14 protein-coding genes are annotated in these 17,010 nt (G+C 59.6%); 1 reads left to right on the top strand and 13 read right to left on the bottom strand.

The annotated features are described in order from the left end of the window. Positions 1-52 precede the first annotated feature (52 nt). The gene (locus tag AB8808_RS10990; protein WP_369929302.1) at positions 53-847 is read right to left on the bottom strand and encodes a DUF7946 domain-containing protein; all 795 of its coding nucleotides are present in this window, start codon (positions 845-847) and stop codon (positions 53-55) included. A 64-nt stretch (positions 848-911) separates the two neighbouring features. Next, a complete protein-coding gene (locus AB8808_RS10985; protein WP_369929300.1) occupies positions 912-1,274 on the bottom strand; it encodes a hypothetical protein in 363 nt (120 codons plus the stop codon). A 252-nt stretch (positions 1,275-1,526) separates the two neighbouring features. Between AB8808_RS10985 and AB8808_RS10980 the strand changes: the two genes are divergently transcribed. Continuing rightward, positions 1,527-2,468, top strand: a complete 942-nt coding sequence (locus AB8808_RS10980) for an integron integrase (protein WP_369929298.1) — start codon at positions 1,527-1,529, stop codon at positions 2,466-2,468. Positions 2,469-2,772: 304 nt separating this feature from the next. On the opposite strand, the gene AB8808_RS10975 is transcribed toward AB8808_RS10980, so the two are convergent. The 11 genes from AB8808_RS10975 to AB8808_RS10925 form a co-directional block, all read right to left on the bottom strand. Then, positions 2,773-4,263, bottom strand: a complete 1,491-nt coding sequence (locus AB8808_RS10975) for a hypothetical protein (RefSeq protein ID WP_369929297.1) — start codon at positions 4,261-4,263, stop codon at positions 2,773-2,775. After that, on the bottom strand, positions 4,260-5,876 hold the full coding sequence (locus AB8808_RS10970) for a VPA1262 family N-terminal domain-containing protein (RefSeq protein WP_369929295.1): 1,617 nt from the start codon (positions 5,874-5,876) through the stop codon (positions 4,260-4,262). The genes AB8808_RS10975 and AB8808_RS10970 overlap by 4 nt, the downstream gene beginning before the upstream one ends. A 573-nt stretch (positions 5,877-6,449) precedes the next feature. After that, the gene (locus AB8808_RS10965) at positions 6,450-7,424 is read right to left on the bottom strand and encodes a TniQ family protein (protein ID WP_369929293.1); all 975 of its coding nucleotides are present in this window, start codon (positions 7,422-7,424) and stop codon (positions 6,450-6,452) included. Continuing rightward, positions 7,421-8,353, bottom strand: a complete 933-nt coding sequence (locus AB8808_RS10960) for a TniB family NTP-binding protein (protein WP_369929291.1) — start codon at positions 8,351-8,353, stop codon at positions 7,421-7,423. The genes AB8808_RS10965 and AB8808_RS10960 overlap by 4 nt, the downstream gene beginning before the upstream one ends. Continuing rightward, complete coding sequence (locus AB8808_RS10955) at positions 8,353-10,215, bottom strand: TnsB C-terminal domain-containing protein (protein ID WP_369929289.1); 1,863 nt, start codon at positions 10,213-10,215, stop codon at positions 8,353-8,355. Before AB8808_RS10955 ends, AB8808_RS10960 begins: the two co-directional genes overlap by 1 nt. A gap of 573 nt (positions 10,216-10,788) precedes the next feature. Next, complete coding sequence (locus AB8808_RS10950; protein WP_369929287.1) at positions 10,789-11,004, bottom strand: hypothetical protein; 216 nt, start codon at positions 11,002-11,004, stop codon at positions 10,789-10,791. A gap of 431 nt (positions 11,005-11,435) precedes the next feature. Then, positions 11,436-11,939 (bottom strand): hypothetical protein, encoded by a 504-nt coding sequence (locus tag AB8808_RS10945; protein WP_369929285.1) that lies wholly within the window; start codon positions 11,937-11,939, stop codon positions 11,436-11,438. Positions 11,940-12,224: 285 nt separating this feature from the next. After that, on the bottom strand, positions 12,225-12,761 hold the full coding sequence (locus tag AB8808_RS10940) for a hypothetical protein (RefSeq protein WP_369929284.1): 537 nt from the start codon (positions 12,759-12,761) through the stop codon (positions 12,225-12,227). Positions 12,762-12,836: 75 nt separating this feature from the next. After that, entirely contained in the window at positions 12,837-13,106 is a 270-nt protein-coding gene (locus AB8808_RS10935) for a hypothetical protein (protein ID WP_369929282.1), read from the bottom strand. 199 nt (positions 13,107-13,305) lie between these two features. Then, positions 13,306-15,216, bottom strand: a complete 1,911-nt coding sequence (locus AB8808_RS10930) for an XVIPCD domain-containing protein (protein WP_369929280.1) — start codon at positions 15,214-15,216, stop codon at positions 13,306-13,308. Between the two features lie 3 nt (positions 15,217-15,219). Then, complete coding sequence (locus tag AB8808_RS10925; protein ID WP_369929278.1) at positions 15,220-16,035, bottom strand: hypothetical protein; 816 nt, start codon at positions 16,033-16,035, stop codon at positions 15,220-15,222. Between the last annotated feature and the right edge of the window lie 975 nt (positions 16,036-17,010).

The raw sequence follows: 17,010 nt of genomic DNA, 5'->3' as shown, positions 1-17,010 counted from the left end.
TTAACACCTGAGTTAAGCCGCGCCGCGAAGCGGCGTCGGCTTGGACGAATTGTTAGGCATCAGCTATTGGAGTCTGGCTGACACGAGTAATGAAGTACCGCTTTGTTCGGTTTTGACTGGCGGTCTTGAGAGCAACGACCTTGAAATACAGATAGTGCTCACGCCGTAAATTGCTTTCGTGAAGCGACCAAGTGATCAGCGCTCGTTCGCGCGGAGTGAGCCCTTCGCTGAGATGAAACGATATGACTCTGCCTTCGGACCGGTCATAGAGCTTGCCCCAACGGCTTAACGTGTTGTAACGCGTAACATTGCCGAGCACGGGCTCGGCCAAGGTCTCGTTGTGGGGGCGCAGATTGAGGCCCGTTTCGCGATCGAACGTCGCGAGAACCTTGCCTCTTGGCCTTGTGACGTTGAGTCGCATTTCAGGCGACTGCATTAGGGGGCGATGGACATCTAAGAGCGCGCTTTCGAGAACCGCGGGGAGCTCTCCCATGGTTGGCTCAATGCGGTCTTGCAATGAAGGCCTTATGGGCGCGTCGTCTAGGCGGCCAATCGCTTCGTTGAATGCGTACTTTAGAAAGTCGTAGAAGATGCCTGAGGTGATTACACCCCCTACATAGATCGTGGCTTCGTAGATGAAGCTGCCACTACGCGGGGCCTGAATGTAAAACTCCGCTCCCTCCGCCGCGTCGGCGCGCGTTCGAATCTCTCCATTCACGAGGGCGTTCGTCGTGATGGTGATCGCGCGTGCGATTCCTTCGAGTGACTTGGCGCCGTCGTATAGATCAAGCCGATTGTCGTCGGCTGTCCCGTGCTCGTAGACAAATTTAACTTTGAATTCCGGCATAGCTCCCCCTGATGCCTAACGCTGGAGTTAAGCGGCGGCGAAGCCGTCCGCCTTGGACGAGATGTTAGGTACCACTCGCCGAAAGTGCAGAGACATCCTTGAGTGCCTGTACATGCCATGCGGTGAAGTTTGGGAAACCGTAAGCTCTATCCGGAGTGCTGCAAACCATGATGATCTCTGGATTAGACGACGGCACTGCCGCATTGAAGCAAGCAATGTCGTCGTACAGATCGGTTTTGGCAAATGGGACAAGATGTTTGCCTGTTCCAAGAGTTATGCGATACACCAAACGGCCTGCATCAGAGTCTGCGTCAATCATCCACCAAGGATAGAGGTCGAGGGCTGGTCTTGATATTAGCGCAAGAAAATCTGGCGGGTAGGAAAACGTAGCTGGCAAGAGATCGGGTGGAAAGACTGCAAACGTCATTAACTCTCCCGTGACACCTGACTACTGAATATACGGACCCATGGGTCCGGTTATACATCTTGCGCAACGCACCACGAATGGTTACGCAACCCCATGATTGACAACTAACTTCGCCGCGTTCGGTCCGGCTATTCAGATGCAGTATATCCGGACCCAGCAGACGCGCGAATTTCGCTATCTTGGTGCTTTTCACACCACTAGGAGTGACCGTTATGGGGTGAACTGCCCGCTACCTCACCACCCCCACGTCTCATGGATCGGGTGTCCGCGCTCTGCCGCCGGCGCCACCTGAGTCGGCGGACCGAAGAGGCGTATCGATTCTGGATCCGGCGCTACATCCTTTTTCACCACAAACAACATCCTCGTACGCTTGGCACACAAGGCATTGCACCATTTGTAAACCACCTAGCGGTCGATCGCAAAGTCGCTGCGTCCACGCAGTCGCAGGCGTTGAATGCCATCCTTTTCTTGTACCGCGACGTGCTCGAAGTGGCCGTCGGTCACTTGGATGGCCTGCGGCGCGTCCAACGCTCATCTAAACTTCCCGTCGTGCTAACGGTTGAGGAGGTTCGCCAAACCTTGGCCAAGATGCAGGGCACTCCTCGGCTCATGGCCGAGGTGCTCTACGGTGCAGGCCTGCGTGTCACAGAGTGCATGACACTTCGCATCAAGGACATCGATTTTCGTGCAGGAACCATCACCGTTCGAAGCGGTAAGGGGGCGAAGGACCGCACAACTGTGCTGCCTGCGACGCTGACGCAGGCGCTTCAACAGCACCTGTTTCACGTCATCGCCTTATACAAGCGCGATGTCGATCGAGGCCGCGGATATGTTCCGTTGCCCGGAGCGCTGCACCGGAAGTATCCCAAAGCCGCTCGCAGCGCTGCCTGGCAGTTCGTATTTCCGTCCAAAGTAGTGCGTCCCTGCCCTGAAACGGGTCGTCTACTTCGCTGGCACGCATCAGAAGCCACGGTCCAGAGGGCATTCAAGCTGGCGCTGGAGCGAGCTGGTGTCCACAAGCATGCCAGCGTCCATACGTTACGACACTCGTTTGCGACTCACCTGCTTGCCCAAGGGACGGACATTCGAACCATTCAGTTGTTGCTTGGGCACCGCAGCCTACAGACAACGATGATCTACACCCACGTTCACCAGGACGTGAGTCGTACGATGAGTCCGCTTGATCGCCTGTAATGGGTATACATGCGCCGGTCATTACCGCGGCCGGCGCCTGTTCGCGTGCTGTTGCTTGGCGTTGAACATTCCGAGCGCCGAACGACTGCTATCGGGCGACGCGACCGATTCACCGACCGGCTGTTGTTGGCCGACACCTGCCCTCCCCTACCGGGTGATCATGGACCACACACTCGTCCGTCGGTTTCTCTGGGTCAGTAGAGGACATACTTCTGAGGCATAACGCTGGAATTGAGCAGCGGTGTGGCCGTCTGCTGGAACGAACTGTTAGACGTTACCCGCAGATGCCATTTATTTGCACCACTCAGCCCCGCACATTGACATGAAACAACCGCCGTAGGTATGCAGAACCTTTGAAGTCGAAAGGCCAGTAGATCTGATTAATTGCAAGCAGCTCACTGCCAAATGCCCCCTGTGCTACGTGAGCGTAAGGCTGATACAACGATAGAAGCACGTGGACCTGCGTGATGTATTCAGTCACCGATGAGTGCCAGACCTCATCCAAATGGCAAAGCTCATGCCAAATGGCCCCCATTGCCTGGTCACGCTCCGACGCACTCAGGCACTGCGCCACATAGCTAGTGACAGCGAAGTCGAGTTCTGACCACTGGACATCGAAATGCCCGCTGAGATGGGAATCCACGCTACGTCGCCACCGGCTCCATCGCTGGAATGCGTGGCGCCACATGACTTGCTGGGTTGCGAGGCTCGCATGCGAGGCAAATCGACGAAGGCAAACAGCCACCCCCTGCCGTCCCTCTCCCCCGTACGCAGAGCCCGGGGAATAACTGCTAAGGATGATTGAATCGACGTACGCCTCAATCGCATGGGTGGGAGCCGACGCAAGCATCTCACCCAAGGGCGCCTGGATCCAGGGGTAGCGTACTGGATAACGGTTGAATGCCTTCATCCACAACTGCCACTCCACCTTATCTAGCATCACCCGCGCTAGCACGGCTACCAGTGCATTATGTTCTGTTTCGGAGAGCGTCGACTGACGACCCGCCCCTTCTGCCACGGACAGCACCATGCAAAACGTCGCACGCTTGCTCGTGCAATGCGTGGCTAGCTCAAGCTGGCGGCCGCGCGACAGGCAGAGGGACATCATTAGCACCGCGGGCACTTTGGGTTGCGCATCCGCAGCAACGGCGATTGCCTTCATGTCGAACCGCGCCAAACAGCGTGCCAGCTCCCCAAGATACAGGTTAGGGTGCGTTGCACTGGACAATCGCGGCCACTCCTGCGCGATCTCGTCCCATTGCCCGGCGTCATCGTGAGCATCAAACTGCTGGACAAACTCGCCTTCCCATATAGGGACCTCATGATGTGCAAGCTTGTCATAGCGGACTCGATTTCGCGCAAGGATGCCTGCCGCCTCAGCAAGAAACGCTACCGAAGGCCGGCAGGCATCCGGAAGGGCGTCCCAGAGATTTTCCCGTCCACCACACATCCGTGCGGTAATCAGTAGGCACGCAAACAAGGCTCTTGACCCGTCCGTTGAATGCACCCAACCGTCCGACGCTGATCTGAACCAACGCATCAGAGCGACATACAGGTCAGTTACGTCGCCTCGTTTCCCGTCACCGTGGGTAAGCCAGAGCGAATGCTGTTGAGACAAGGGAAATGACGCGTCCATGGCGACGCTTAAGGCCTGCGCGCCGTCTCCGCCCCAGGAAGCGTCCAGCGGGTTGCTCTCCGCTTGCAGGGCCTCAAGAAGCGCTACGGGCACTTTGACATCGCCCTCTTCCATGGCATCAGCGACAAACTGGGTCAGTCTTTCGTGGGTTGTACTCACAGCGCGCCTGCCTTCCAAATGAGGTGCTCAGGTGCACTCAGGCTATCCCATAGATCCACGAAGGCGTCGCTGACTTGCTGGCCATCATCTACGCGCTGCAAGATGTGGTGTGCGCGACCCAGACTGTTGACGGACGTACCTAGCGACCAGGCGAGAGCGGCCTCTTCGGCGCGAGGGAAGATCAGAAACCGGTCGTGGAACGCCCAACCTGCCATGCCAGACCTGGCTCGATACTCAAGCCGCAGACCGTAATGATTGCCTTTAGCGGCGGCAAAGGTCTGGCGCTGACGCGTGAAAAATGCGTCCGTCGGTTTGGCCAGTTGGCCGCACTCTGGAAGATCCTCCATCGATGTGAGGCCACGCAGCTCCGCGCCCGCATGAGGGCAGAAGAACAGCGTCTTCAAAAGATCGTCTGCGCTGAGGTATGGATCCCACAACCATGCGCCCTCGGTGCCATGCGTCGCCACAAGCTGCCGAATATCGTCCAGTGCTTTCTGGTGCTCAGCCCGCTTGGCATGAGGTGCGGGCCGGTATTGAACGAACCGCCGTTCTTTCACCAAGCGCGACGTCTCGTCCCGATACATGCGCTTGCGGGTCCAGTCTTCTCTGGGCCCGACTCCAGGCGCTGCCACGTGTGATCGCATGGAGCGCTGCAGTGCGACGCGCTGTTCCACAAGAGAGCCATCCTCCGCCTTGAGCTTGAACGTACGAGGCTCAGGATCGATGGCGTGCGTGCCGAAGTGCACGCTGTTGATGAATCCTGCCTCGCCTGTCGCGGCCAGTACCAGCTCGTATTGGTCATCCCACACGTACGCCCGGTACTGCCCTGGGTGCGTTGGCGCCGGCAGCACTGTGGTCCCTTCGCTGACTTCCCGCGTGAAATGCCCAGCCACGATGCCATCAAACGCCACGCTCACCGTTGCGTGCAGTGGGCGTGGCGTTGCGTTCTCATGCCAAGCGACGTTGACCTTGAAGCCGTCGTCGCGCATACCATGAAAGCTCGCCATGACAACGGTCACGGGGAGCTGGAAAACTACATCACCTAACCGATCTGACAGACTAGCCAGATGGAGCGGCAACACCTTGGATACCGCTTCTGACAATACCTGCAAGAGGCGCGGATCGTCGAAGAATGGCTTAAATCTGGCCTTGGACAAGTCAGCCCATTCGGCGACGTAGGATCCGTTCCAGAAGTTGTTTTTCAGAATGCGGTTAAGTGGCAGCGGAAAAGCTTGGTCCGGGGGCACGAATTGGGGCATCCCAGCAGTCAAGGGACCCAGTGACAGCGGCTTTCCAGAAGGCGCCCAGCTTCCCTCTTTTTCCAAGCACTCTAGCTTACCAACCGCATCGTCGATCGGAAGCACGTAGCGACAGATGCCGAACTGCCAGTCGCGCAAGTCGCGCAGCAGGATGGGGGAGGCATTTAGAAAAGTTACTTCATCGGACGGCTTCTCCACGCGAGCTTCCGCCACCATCAGGGTAAGCACATTGACCGGAGGCGTGCCCCGGGCCACAAAGGCCACGACCTCGGTGACCTCCACATGCGTGTAGAAACCCAATACCCCGGGCGCAACCATGCGCTTCAGCGCGGCAACTCCCTTCTCCAAGCCCATGCACCCTCCTCCATCCTGTGGTCCTGGGTACCCTGCCGGCGCACCCGACGACGTCCTAAGAATCGCGACCGACCCGGCAAAATCAAACGCGGGGATGGATTGCGATGTACACGAAAGCGACATGACAATCTATGGCGCGCCGGGCGACGCTCGGCGTGATCGCAAACTCCCTACGCATATTAGGCCACTAGTGCTGTCACGGCTGCAAGGACGATCGAACCATGAAGAACGGTCGCCAACGCGGCAGATTATTTGCTCCATCTCAGCGTTGCCTGCGCCAGCGATCTAACTTTTTTAGCCTGGTATCTCCTTGGTATCGATCAGCCATCCTCTTCTCATGCTGTGTCCACCCACGTCCGCCGCGGACCTTAGGTATCGCCGCTATTTCGAGGATGAGTCCATGACAACTCAGGCGTTCCTGTTTCTCCGCTATGGGTCGAAAGCCGCCGCTGCCCTAACCCCGATAACCATCCCTAATCGACTGCACTAAACGGTATGTAGTGACGCCTCTTTAGTGCTGACCTGAGCGGTCCCTCGCTCAGGTTTCAATCGTCCAAAGTTTTACAGGTCACCCTATCGCTTAAGCCACGCCATGCGGTCGCGTTCGAGCGCCTTGCGCAGGCGTACAAGCCGATGGCCGGGCGACCGCGCTAGGCCTCGCTGCAGCGCCACGGGGTCACTCTCCTGCATCGCCCACGAAATGCCACTCGGAGCAAGCTCCTCCGGGAAGTCAGGCAAGGTCAGAGAGGCAGTGATCCACACCGCCCCCCGACGCCACGATGGAGGGCCGGCATGGCGCGCCGCTTCCCATGGGCTGGCTCGCCACGGCGGGGTATCTTCGCGGCGTACCCTGTACAGCGACGCAGGCCCAGGACCCGGCCAGAGGAATTGACCGACCGCCCTACCCTTTCCGCTCTCCAGATGGCCCAAGCAGTGGCAAAGCAACGCTCGCGCCTCATAACCACTAAGCTGCCAATGGGACGGCCACGGCAGGCCTCCGAACAGGTGCCATTCCATGGTTGCGGCGAAATCGTTCAGCAGATCCAACAGCCACCGAGCTTCGTCTGAGGCATCGAGCTGGTGGCGCTCGAACCACATCCGCTGCAACGGGAACAAGGGCGAAGGCGCCCAAGTCAGTGGATCGTTGTGGTGCGAGCACGATAACGCCAGAACGCGCGCCCAACTCTTCCTAAAGTAACGTGGCCGTCCTACAGCATCGTCCTCCTGCCAACAGGCAGGGCAAAACGCTCGCCGCTCTCCTGGCGCAAGCATATCGGGCTCGTCGGGCACCTGAGCATCGCGCATCCGAAGCAGGCTGACCCTCAACAACCGAGCGAGCCGCACAATGTCGCGCGTCCGCAGATAGGCCTCCTCGGTGCCATGCACACCCAATACGTCCGTGAACCAACCCCCACGCTTGAGTACGATACCCCCGTAGACATGCGAGGCTCGCTCAATCAGCGAATCGATGGATTCCTCGGGCAGAAGCGGCTTGACCCACCACCGCTCGCGCGGACCGCCATAGCGATATTGCAACCAGGCGGTCATGGGGTTCTCCCCGGCGGTGTCTCGGGCGGCGGCTCCCTGGAGGCCTTGCGACCGCTGAAGTAAGCCGGAATCTCGGACTCCGCGCGCTCAAGAAAGCGTTCATCTATCCGACTGATGCCTTCCTCAATGGCGAGAGCGGCAGCGAACACGACGCGCTCAACGATAAGGTCCAGCCGCCCCTTGCTGGCCTTCACCAGTAAGCGCTGAATGGCCGGTGTCGAAAGTCGCGAACGCTCGGGTAACGGCAGGCACGATTCCAGCTCGTCCAGAAAATTAGCGAGCAGCTCTCCTGCCCGCCAAAGAGGGAGTTTGACGCTTCGGAAACGAGTGACCAGGTGTTCCTCGCGCATCATGGCTTGCTGCGCGTGCTCTGTGCCTAGTGCGAGTACAGAGATCTCAGCTTCGTTCATCAAATACTTGATGCCCTCGAACGCGTTTTCCATCTGTCGTGCCGATCGCTTAAGCAGGTCCTGAATCTCGTCGATGATGAGCATGCGCACCCCTGCGCCTCGCAGTAGCTCAATCACCAGCTCTTCGCGCTCGTCATTGGTGTAGCTAGCTATATGCGGGCAACCCAAGGCTCGAAGCGTACGAGAGAAGATTTTGCTGGCCTCGCGTGCGTTGGTCATGGTTATCCGCACGACCGGTTGGGCGGCATCTGTGGCATCGGTGTTGTCCTGCTCCGGGTACCGGCGAAGCACGGCATTCGCGATCATCGTCTTGCCAGATCCGCCCACGCCGGAGACCACTAAGCCGCGTGCACGCACTCGACCTCGCGAATTCACCAGCATATCGGTCACCTTGAAAATCGCGTTAATCTGCTCATGCACAATGAATCGATCACGACAGGTCCAGTCGCTGCGTTGCGGAACGGGCATAGCCATTGCGGCGAGGGCGAGCGGGCTCAGATGGGGGTAGGCCGTATTCATTACAGCTCCTCCGTGCGAATGCTGGCTCGGTTGGGGACGACCGTCGTCTCTTCGCTAACGGAGTCTTCAGACTTTGACCCTGTGATCCGCCTCTGGCCGCCGCGACCAGGCGACGGACGCGACTGCTCGTTGGAGCGTGGACGCTTTTTGAATTCGAACTGAGCGATCGCCTCGATGCGATCGCTAGTGGCGAAACCTTCGTCCATGATGGCTTCCATCCGCAGCGTTTCTTCCGGTGTGTGTGCGGCGCGAGGCTGCCCAGCTGCCGGCCCCGCCACTGCCTGCGCTTCAACGATGGTTCCGCAGTCCTCACGCCACCAGATGCGGGTCAGATCCTGCGGGTGGAAGCGCACCAGCACCGAGCGATCGCGCCCTATGGAGGCCTTCATCGCCGGATGCCAATAGCGCGAGCGGCGGAAGGTGATGCCGTCGTTTCGAATGAGACGTTGCGAGCACGGCAAAAAATCCAGGCGAAACTGGTCGGGTGAAGCCATAAGCTGGGGTGCAGTCAGGTCGCCAGATGGTGAGGTCCATGCGCGCTCCCACGCGACGAGCGGGGCGATGCCAAGCGCCCGGTGGCGACGGACGTGGTAATACTGGCAGATGCGTGTTACCAACCATTCGCGGAGTTCTGATAGCGTCATCTGCGCGCGGCGCTCGGAGGGGTATTTGCCGCGGTCCTGCACGTTGCTGAAGGTGGTGCCAGCGAGCCCGTGCACCATCCGCATAAGTGTCCCCATCATGCGTTCGATGTGCCCGCCGTAACGAGGAGTCCCGGGTGGGCGGAAGTCGAGCTCTATACCGTGTTCGGCACACCCCGCTTCTAACGCGCGACCGCGAAACTCCCTGGCATTGTCCACGAGAATAAGTCGGCATTTTCCGTACATAGGCCAGAGCCCCGGACGACCGCCGTTCTCGCGTATCTTTGGTAACGTGGCGTGCTCGACGCACAACGCGACAGACACCGATGAGGGAGCGTCCATGGTCAGGTGGATGCCAAGCACGCAGCGCGTGCCGACATCGATGGCAACGGTGAGCCACGGTCGCCCTAGCACGCGCGAGCGGTCCTCGCTCAGGACCAGGATATCTACCAGCGTGTGATCGATCTGGCAGACCGAAAGCGGCGCCTCAACGAACAGCGTACCTGGCACCGCGCGCCAAATTTCTTGGGCCCTCTTCGCTCCCAGCTTCGCGCGGTCCATCTCGTAGCTGGCCGCGGCACGAATGCGACGGACCACTGTGCTGATACCGGGTACCGGCCAGCGAAGGCGACGGCAAAGTGACTGTGCGCGCAAGGCGACCTCAAGCTGCGAGGTACGCTCTCGCCGGGCGTGGTAGCGAACAATCGAGTGGGCGATAACCTGCTCGGTACGCGGGTCAAGCGCTGTTGCGCCGCGCCGTCGGCCACCGGGGTCGGGCAGTAGCCCCGAAGCGCGTCGATGCGCCTGGTACTGCTCGCGCAGTCGCTGGATCTGACGGACGGACAGACCGTACTTCGCCGCCAACGCCTTAGTCGTCACGAGTGGCAGGCGGGGCCGGTCGATCTGGGCTTCGAAGTCTTGAGCCAGCGCCCGTGCTCGTTCCCACTGGCCGGGGTTGGCTCTAACTCGATCGAAGCCGACGGCTCGCATGCCCGGCAGCGCATGCAAGGCATCGGTGGGTAGATCTAGGCGCTCCCCGGTCGAAACGTCCGTTACGCGAACGCGCCCCAGGTCACGAAGTGCCTCAATGCGGACCACTGCAGCGCCCCAGCCGAACAACGCACCCGGGGTCAAGCTTGTGTATGGGGTGGATCCGGTCGTTACAGGTGTCACCGGCGCCGCGGCCTCAGGACCGCGAACACGTAAATTTTTAGACGACATGATGTTCTCCCTCAGCAGGGCCGAGCGGCCCAAGGCGGGCGCGATCGGCACCCGGGGGCAAAAGTCGCCCGTAACGGCGCTCTATGGAGCGTCGAACGGGTTGACATGGTCGGGCGAGGCTGAGAACCTATGCGTACGGGGTTCCTACCGTAGATAGACAAAAAGACCTGCATTGCCGTGCGGGTCTTTTCTTTTTTCAGCCCCGTATCGGGGCTAGGTTTTCATCGCGATCTCCCGTAACGAGATGGACGACATTCGACACAGCCAGCGTGCACTTGTCCGCTTAACGTGTCGTTGTTGTTGCGTCGCATATGCGCGAGGCGAACTCGCGCAATGGAGAGCGTGCCAGATGCGAAACGTGATCGCAAATCGAAGAAAAGCCCTTTGTTTAAGGGACTTAATCGACTTTTCGCGACATGCGTAGTTCAGGCGATAATCGAGTTGGCGTTCTCGAGATAAGCAATGATGCACCTATGATACCGATGTGATGCAGAAATGATTCATATGTTGTTTCTCTCGTCGCGCTTGTGCGCAGCTACAGCAGTCGGCGTTCCACCTGGCTTAGGAAAGTGATTATCGCGAACGGGGATAGTGCACTTGCTTGAGCAGCAAGCCGTAGAAGTAATACGCCTTCGCAATAGCCGCCGGGTCGCCGTTGGTGACCGCTCTTCGCTCGCTCCGAACCTGTTCTTGAACCAACCGAAGGCCGGTGATTCGGTCCTGGTCTATCACGTCCTTGGCCATTTCATGCCGAATGGCGTGATGCAGGCGCGCCGTGCACTCGGCCATGACGCTTCGAGCAATTTCTCGCTAAATTTCGTCGTTTTCGAACGACATCGGCGCACTCCGTTTGGATGGACGCAAGCTTAGACGCGAGCCACGTCATTCACCAGCGGACAATGACGCTTACGCCTCGTTGGTGACGAAATTGATATGGCGGTCCTTCGCGCTACCGATGTCACGTGCCCACCCGTTGTCAGGGCCCGTCTAGCGGTTCCTGCGACCGGATCCCCGCATTAGACCGCCCGGAATAGTCATGTAGGCGATCCGTAGTAGTCGTGATCGTCTCAAACGTGCCTGCCGAGGCTCGCGGTTTAACAAGCGCTACCGATAGCACGCGAGGATGAGCATCCCCCCTTGGTCACCAACCGTGTCGTCGCACGTATGAGCTGGTCTTAAACCGCTACAACAAACGCACGAATTTCACTAACCGCGTCGGGTTAATCAAACGACGACGCGCATTTTAACCGACGGCTCAAGGAAAGCCCAACCGAATCAGCCCTCTGGGTCGAGACGTGGAAAATGACAGAGTTGGTGACCGACGACATCAGGATCGGCGCGTTGATTGGAGTTGTCCCGAACAACGCCGCCAATTTTTCGACAGCACCTGTTCCCTCGATGAGCGCAGTTCTAGTCAACCTGCGAGCGAATGTCTGAGACCACCCATACTGCAATCGATGGGTCGCCTCAAAAATCTTGTACTCGGCAAGGGTGGTCTGGAGCTCTTTTAGGCTGGCCGCAGGCAGGAGTTCTGTCTGACACCACTCGTCTTCGTGGAACTGTGGCGCCCCATCAAATGATGCTTGGGTAGGCACGACGAAGGTCAGGACATCGGAAGCAACCGTCGGCATCGAGTAACGGATTGATGCCACATCAACTACCTTTTTCTCAACGTCTACATTCTTAGAACCAAGCGACGATTTCAGTCGACTAATCCAGCTCATCCCGGTCCTGCCCTGTGAAGGTGTAAAGGTAGCAAGGTCCACTATGAGTAGAAGGCGGACATCCCGGCGGAGCATAGCCTGCTCTGCCCCGCCCGCGTCAATCGGTCGTCAGCGCGCGCTAATAACAGACGCCACCTGCGTTTGATGCCCGTCCAGCCCTTCACCCACACCAATCAACCAGGCGTGGGGCGAAAGCCGTCCCCGCCTACCCTCGATAACACGAGCTAGTCGACTCGTTGAAAGACCAGCGTACCGTCCGTCTCAACGGGCACCGGCAGTCGCTCCTCAATCAAGGCGATCGCAGCCATGGATCTGGATGACGGAGCCATTCATCGCTACATCGACGCCGCCTCGTGGCACCGGATGACGCCCGACGACTATCCGGCTGCCTTTGATCTCAACGGTCATGGTCCCTCCCGCCACAGTCTCAACGTCCAGGTGTTCGCCCTCACCGATGCGATGCAACGTACGATCCGTGGTGCTCCAGGTAACAGAGACCGGTCGGCCGTTCGGCTGCAGATCGTAGCCGTTGGTATAAATGAATCCTTTCAACGCATGATGTTCGATGAACGCCTGCCGGTCCGCCTTCGCTCCTACGGTGAGCTCGTGCATGGAGTTGGCTTCACAGGAGTCATTCACCGGGGCGATCAGCGAGATGCGAGCGTTCGGAGAAAACGACTGTTCGCCAAGCAATGTGCGAAATTGACTGAGCTCGGGATGGCGGCTTATGGTCTCGATCGTATCGACAGCTGGGGGAGAGGTCGCTTCTGCGGTCGTCGCTAGCGTGAGCGCGCTGCAGGCACATAGCGTGATGAGTCGCATGATCAAGGTTCCTTAATGTGGCATGACAAGACACGGCCGAGGACCCGCCGGGTGGTTGGTCCTCGGCACACACGCTCAGTGATGACGCGAGTTCCATTCGTCCGTGTAGTACTGCTGATAAGTCCGTCCGTCGATGACGTGCTTAGATGTAGCGTAGGTGTTCACCATGGCCTGAGTTGTGCCGTAAACGGTGTTATGCACTGGGTCGGCCACGAAGGCGTTCCACTCCGCCATGTACTGTGCAGACGCCTTGCCTGGAATCTGAATATCCGCACCCGTCGCGTCCAGGATCTCCTGGCGAACCTTTGCCTCGACAAAGGTGGCCGTTCCCTCTTCGCGCATCATGCCGTTAACATAGTCGCCCTGATTGAGGGAATCATGATGAAGAGGGTTCGGATTGTCAGCGTGGGCAAGCTCGTCCGCTATGCTGTAGCCGTCACAACGTCACAACGTCACAACGTCACAGGGACGTCCCGTTGAGCGCGCCGATCGCTCGATTGTCGGCGATGAAGCGAACCGCGCCGGATCGCTTCATCGCGGCGGGTCAGCGCCCAAGCCCCGGTGCCGCCTGCTGCTGGTTCTGATTCTGGGCCAGCGCCCGTTCGGTGGCCTGTTGCTGCTGGGCCGCCTCAAAGCGCTCCATCGCCTGCGGCCACTGGCCGCCGCTCTGCTCCATACTCGTATTTGCCGCGGCCGTCGGGACGTTCGTGCGCAGGTCGGCGAGGTGATCGCGCTGGCCCGGCGGCGTCTGCACCGCCCACATGCGGCTACCGTCTTCCGACAAGGCCACTTGATCGATACGTTGTAGCCCGTCCGAGCGCGCCTGTACCACGAGCGCGGAAGCGATCTGGTCGCTTTGCAGGTCGGGGGTGCGCCCGAGTCGGCGATCAATGACATAAACCTGGTCTCGAGCCTGTTGGAACATGGCGTGATCGGGATGATCCGGGTGGTCGAGGCGTCCTGGCAACTGCGCCGCGGTGGCCGTCTCCGTCTTCGCTCGGACCTGGTCCGCCAGAACCTTCAAAGTATCGTTGCCGGCCACGCCATCGACATCGAGCTTGCGGTCCTGCTGGAATGCTTCCACCGCCGCTTTGGTCGTCGAGCCGAACTTACCGTCCGGCGTGACGGTGTTGTTTAGGTAACCTAGGGCGGCCAGCTTCGTCTGCAATTGCTCCACGTCGGAGCCGTGCGTACCCTGCCTGAGGGCAGCATGGTCACCCTGCTTCGGCGCCTCCTGTTTCGGCTCTCCCTGCTTCTGTGCGCCCTGCCCGACGACATGCAGCAGATCGCGGGTGTGCCCGTCCTGGGTGATCTTCAGGTCGCGCGAATGGTCCTTGTTGCGCTGAAGGCTCAGGTCGGATCGCGACACCTCCGACCATTTCCCGTCGATGTACGACCGTCCGTGACCGTCCATGTCCCACTGGACCAGATCCTTGCCCTGCGCGTAGTAACCGCGCGAACGCTTGCTGGCCGGGTCGCCATGGCTATGGGATGCGCCCTTGTCCATGTCCTGCACCAGTCCACGGCCCTGAACCGGATCGATAAAGATGCCCTTTACGGTTCCGTATTGCGCAGCGAGATCCGGATGCGCCGTGTCCTTCGCAAGGGTCGTGGGATTGACCAGCGGATCGGCCAAGACGGCGTCCCATGCGCCTTTCAGTGGACCGTCCGCGCTAGCGTTCTTCATCGCGTTGAACGTGTCCGCGCCCTTGAGCGCCTCGTCACGGCCGGAGTGGAAATAATCCGGGAACTCGCCAACCTTCGATTTCAGGCCGTCGAGACTCGTGATCTTACCGTCCTGAATACCCGTGATCAGCTTGTCGCCGTAGGCATCACCCTGGTTATAGGCTTTGGCGACCACCGCGAAGATTCGTGCCTTGTCCTCGGTCGAAGCCTTCTGGTACAGGTCCGTGTCCTTCAATGGCTCGGCGACACGGTCCATCAACTTGTTGACCTGCGTGACATCGCGTTCGTGAACGAACGTCTTGCCGGTATCGGTCGCCAGGTATTCGTTGAGATGGGATTTAAACGTCTGGTCGATATCTGGACCGCCGGCCGGCATTAACGATGCCGGGATGTCCTTCTTCTTCTGGTACTGCTTCAGGTGCGCGTCGAAATTTGCATCGCGGACGTGGTTGCCGTCTCGCCCGAGGTCGGCGGACATCTTCGCCTGCTGCTCGTCCGTGAGTACCCATTCGGGATGGTTTTCGTTCGCCCAGCCCTGGTAGGCCGCCACCAACTGGCGCGCATCCGCCGGATGGGCGCCGAAATCGGTCTGCAACGTGCCGATGGTGTAGCCGCTGTTGCCCACCGGCTGAAGATTGACGTTGCCGGCGGCGTCGCGCACCGTATTGCCCGCGAATGCCAATCGGTAAGACGCGTCCTTACCTTCCGAGCTGACGCCGATGCTGAAGTACGCGACCGCTCGAAGTTCGTTATCGGTCAGATCCGCCATGCCTTATTCCGCCTTGCAAGAGAGCTGCGGTGATGACGGCAGGCCGAGCACTTGTGCCACGTATTCCATCGTATCGCTCGCGCCTTTGGCCTTCGCTTCGTCGATCGCCGCCTGGAGTCTGACCTTATCCACCACGCGCACGGCCGGCGCGTCACCGGCGGGACTGAGGTCCGCCTTTTTCAGCCTGAACACGAAGCACCCTTCGACGGCCAGGAAAGTGCCATCGTCGAGGTCCAGCGCCGAGGTGATGTTCGACCAGTATTTCCCCTTCGGACAGGCTGACGCGGACATTTCCTGGTGATAGATCGGAAACTTGTGCCAGGCGTCCGCGCCGCCGGGCGACGGCGTCGCGGCGATAAAGCGGGAGCCGCAGTAGGCGGCCGATTTCTTCACGTAGATGCTGTCCGCCCCCAGGTCCAGCCCGGGCAGCGACGCTGATGACGCACCACCGGAAAAGGCGAAGCCCTTGCCGACGGCCACATGCGAAATGCCCTTGGCATCGGTGAACGAGGCGGACTGGTGGCCGTCGGCTTCGAGCGCGACGTCGACCTTCATACGTTCGCCGGTGAAAAAATCCATCGCTTCCACGTGCGCGCCACCCTTGGATTCCGACAGCACCCACGCGCGCAGCTTGCCGTGATCGTCCTCGACGAACATAGCGGCGCCGTTGGGGAAGGCGCGCTGGGCCACTGTGCTGGCGGGCCAGCGGGCTTCGCCTGACGCCAGGGCGGCCGAACAAAACGGGATGGCGAGCATCCCCAGCGACATGGCGATCCTCAAGGGGATCGCGGACTCTCCTGAAGAGCGGATTGCAGACATCGCGATGGATTCCTGGCTATGGACGAATGGCCAGGTGTGGTGGTGCCCTGCCCGGACTTTATCATAGCGATCCCAGGGTTCATCGCAATGCGGCTCCCATGGCGTTTGATACGTAGCTTCGACAGCCAGATGCTGCTGACCCGCCTGTGCGGCCCGGATGCGAGAGTCGATCGCATCGCCAGCCACGCGGAGGTGGCAGTGATCCTGGTATTCGCTATCCCGAGGGGAGCTAAGCATTCTGCAGAATATTCAGACGAAGCAACTATAGTCATCAAGTGACTGAGTAATGGCGGATGGCATGCTTCTGCGACGATGGGAGGCTTTATCGCCCTGGTTGATTGACCAAGTTCGATGGCAAAGAAGACGTTTCCACTATCCCCTGCCCCTGTGAGCCTGTTGGCGGGTCGCTGATACCGTGGCTGCTGGCACTGTTCCCCGTTTTCCGAATCGCTCGGCTGTGGATGACGCCAGCCGATAACCCGCCGCTATTCGCCCCAACGCCAGTCACGCTCCAGCGACTCGGCGCAAAAAGTTACAAGCGCACGCACCTTCGGAGCCAGATGCTGGCGCATTGGCGTAGACCGCGTGCAGCGGCGCCGCCGGAATGAGCCCGGTATTATTCTCAATCAGACCTGCAAACTGAGCCCGGCGTCGCCCCCACTGCCTCACTTCATCTTCCCAGAAAAATTAGAAGCAGCCTGTTCATAACTTTGTCCCGACCGGGGGTGCCCACTGCACCCCGACCGAGCCGGAAAATGCTCGGTGCCATCGCCTTGGCCCACCGGCCGCTGACCGCACCTCAGTTGGCGACGAACATGGGCGTCAGCCGGCAAGCCGCCCTTAACAACTGAACCTTCTGACGGCGCGCGGCTCGCTCGCAACCGCGTTGGAGGGGCTTGCGTTGTCATGCAACCCGGTCGGGGCCCGGATGCTTCATGAAAAAGACGATCTGGACAATAATCTGTAACAGTGCGT

Origin of the sequence: Xanthomonas sp. NCPPB 2632 (assembly GCF_041228075.2) — a bacterium.
In the GTDB taxonomy this organism is placed as follows: domain Bacteria; phylum Pseudomonadota; class Gammaproteobacteria; order Xanthomonadales; family Rhodanobacteraceae; genus Luteibacter.
The sequence above is the reverse complement of the archived record's forward strand: the minus strand, read 5'-3'. Positions and strand labels throughout refer to the sequence as shown.